Genomic DNA, 2,546 nt, shown 5'->3' on the forward strand with positions numbered 1-2,546 from the left:
GCCGGATGGCGTACGGTGCCGCCCATGCCAAGTGTGCTCGTGGTCGAGGACGACCAGTTCGTACGTTCCGCCCTCATCCGGCACCTGACCGAGGCCTCCCACACGGTACGGAGTGTCGGCACCGCGCTCGAAGCGCTGCGCGAGGTCGCCCACTTCCGGTTCGACGTGGTCATCCTCGACCTCGGACTGCCCGACCTCGACGGGTCGGAGGCGCTGAAGATGCTGCGCGGCATCACCGACGTGCCCGTCATCATCGCGACGGCCCGCGANNCCTGGCCGGCCGGCCAGGCGTCGTCGTCCCGCGCAAGGAACTCCTCGCCGAGGTCTGGCAGCAGTCGTACGGGGACGACCAGACCATCGACGTCCATCTCTCCTGGCTCCGCCGGAAACTGGGCGAAACGGCCGCCCGGCCCCGCTATCTGCACACCCTGCGCGGCGTCGGCGTGAAACTGCAGCCGCCCGTCACGCCCCCGGCACCGGAGCGGCCCGCATGAGATGGGCGCTGGTCAAGGTCTGCCTGGCCGTCACCGCGATGGTCGCGGTCGCCTTCGCCGTACCCCTCGGCCTCGTCATCAAGGAGATGGCCCGCGACCGCGCCTTCTCCGACGCCGAGCGGCAGGCCGCGATGATCGGCCCCACCCTCTCCATCACCACCGACCGCGCCGAACTCGAAACGGCCGTGCTCACCACCGAACCCGGGGCCGCCGGCCGGATGGCCGTCCACATACCCGCCGCGGACGAGGCCGACAGCCGGGCGGTGGAGATCGGCAGCCGGCGCGCCACCCGCAAGGACCTGGAGACGGTACGGGAGTCGGGGCGCGCCTCCATCACCGAGGTGCCCGGCGGCTCCGCGCTGCTCCAGCCCACCGCGCTCGGCTCCGGGGGCATCGCCGTCGTCGAGGTGTTCGTCCCCGAGGACGAGGTCTCCAACGGCGTCGCCACCGCGTGGCTGATGCTGGCGGGCGTCGGCACCGCGCTGATCGTCGGCTCGGTCGCCGTGGCCGACCGGCTCGGCGTACGCATGGTGGAGCCCGCCCGGCGTCTCGCGGGGGCCGCGCACGACCTGGGGGAGGGGCGGCTCGGGACCCGGGTGCCGGAGGAGGGGCCGACCGAACTGCACTCCGCCGCCGTCGCGTTCAACTCCATGGCCGACCAGGTCGTGCAGCTCCTCGCCAACGAACGGGAGCTGGCCGCCGACCTCTCGCACCGGCTGCGCACCCCGCTCACCGTCCTCCGGCTCAACGCCGCCTCGCTCGGCGAGGGCCCGGCCGCCGACCAGACCCGGGCGGCCGTCGAGCAGTTGGAGCGTGAGGTCGACACGATCATCAGGACCGCCCGGGAGCAGCGCCCGCAGACCCAGGGGCAGGGCGGCGGTCCCGGAGCCGGCTGCGACGCCTCCGAGGTGATCCGCGAACGCATGGACTTCTGGTCGGCGCTGGCCGAGGACGAGGGCCGCGAGGTGCGCCTCGCGGGAGTGGACCGTACGGTACGCATTCCGGTGGCCCGCCCCGAACTGGCCGCGGCACTGGACGCGTTGCTCGGCAACGTCTTCCGGCACACCCCCGAGGGCACCGCCTTCGCCGTGGACGTGCACCACAGCGGCGACGCGGTGATCGTGCTGGTCTCCGACGCGGGCGGCGGCATCGCGGACCCCAGGGCCGCGATGGCGCGCGGCGGCAGCGGCCGTGGCGGTACGAAGGACGCGGTGGGCTCGACCGGACTGGGCCTGGACATCGCCCGCCGGGTCGCGGAGTCCACCGGCGGCGATGTGCGGATCGGGCGCTCGGTGCTCGGCGGCACGGAGGTGCGCATCTGGATCGGGCTCGACGGGCAGCGGCCGCAGGGGCGCGGCCACCGGGTCGGGCGGCAGCGACGCGCGGTGACCCGCCGGAACGCGGGCCGCCGATTCCGCTCCGGAGCGGGCCCGAACCTTTAGGCCGGCCGATGCGCTCCTTAAGCCCACCCTAAGAACATCAACGCGGGCCCCAAGTGCGGCATTTGCCGGGTTCGGTGTCGCTAGCGTGCTCTCGCATCCCCCACTTCCGCAAGACGAGGCAGGAACGCGATGGGCACCAGCACGCACCGGCGTACGGCGAGCACCAGGACCAAGGCGATCGGCGCGGTCGTCGCCGCGGCCGTGGTCGGCGGAACGGTCTTCGCCCTCACCGGGACGGCCCAGGCGTCGGCGGTCGGCGCCGCCTACACCAGGACCAGCGGCTGGACGGGCGGATACACCGGGCAGTACGTCGTCACCAACGACACCGGCACGGCGAAGTCCGGCTGGACGCTCGAATTCGACCTGCCTGCCGGTACGAGACTGAGCTCCCTGTGGAACGGCGAGCACACCGTCAGCGGCCGTCACGTCACCGTCCGCCCGGCGAGCTGGGACAAGGAGCTGGCGCCCGGCACGTCCGTCACCATCGGCTTCGTCACCAGCGCGGACGGCCAGGCGGCCGACCCCACCGGCTGTCTCATCGACGACGCCAAGTGCTCCGTCGACACCGGCGCCACCCCGGAGCCCAGCGGCCGCCCCACCGGGACCGCGA

The 2,546-nt window shown here is 73.4% G+C and carries 2 protein-coding genes and 1 pseudogene; all 3 read left to right on the forward strand.

Annotated elements, in window-relative coordinates; genetic code table 11:
* Positions 1-24: 24 nt before the first annotated feature.
* Positions 25-494: pseudogene (locus tag J1C73_RS17445) on the forward strand (DNA-binding response regulator).
* A complete protein-coding gene (locus tag J1C73_RS17450; protein WP_207317200.1) occupies positions 491-1,936 on the forward strand; it encodes a HAMP domain-containing sensor histidine kinase in 1,446 nt (481 codons plus the stop codon). Before J1C73_RS17445 ends, J1C73_RS17450 begins: the two are co-directional and overlap by 4 nt.
* Positions 1,937-2,065: 129 nt before the next feature.
* On the forward strand, positions 2,066-2,546 hold a 481-nt coding region (locus J1C73_RS17455), incomplete at its 3' end, for a cellulose binding domain-containing protein (protein ID WP_207317201.1).

This window comes from Streptomyces laculatispora, from assembly GCF_017353455.1.
Taxonomy (GTDB): Bacteria; Actinomycetota; Actinomycetes; order Streptomycetales; family Streptomycetaceae; genus Streptomyces; species Streptomyces laculatispora.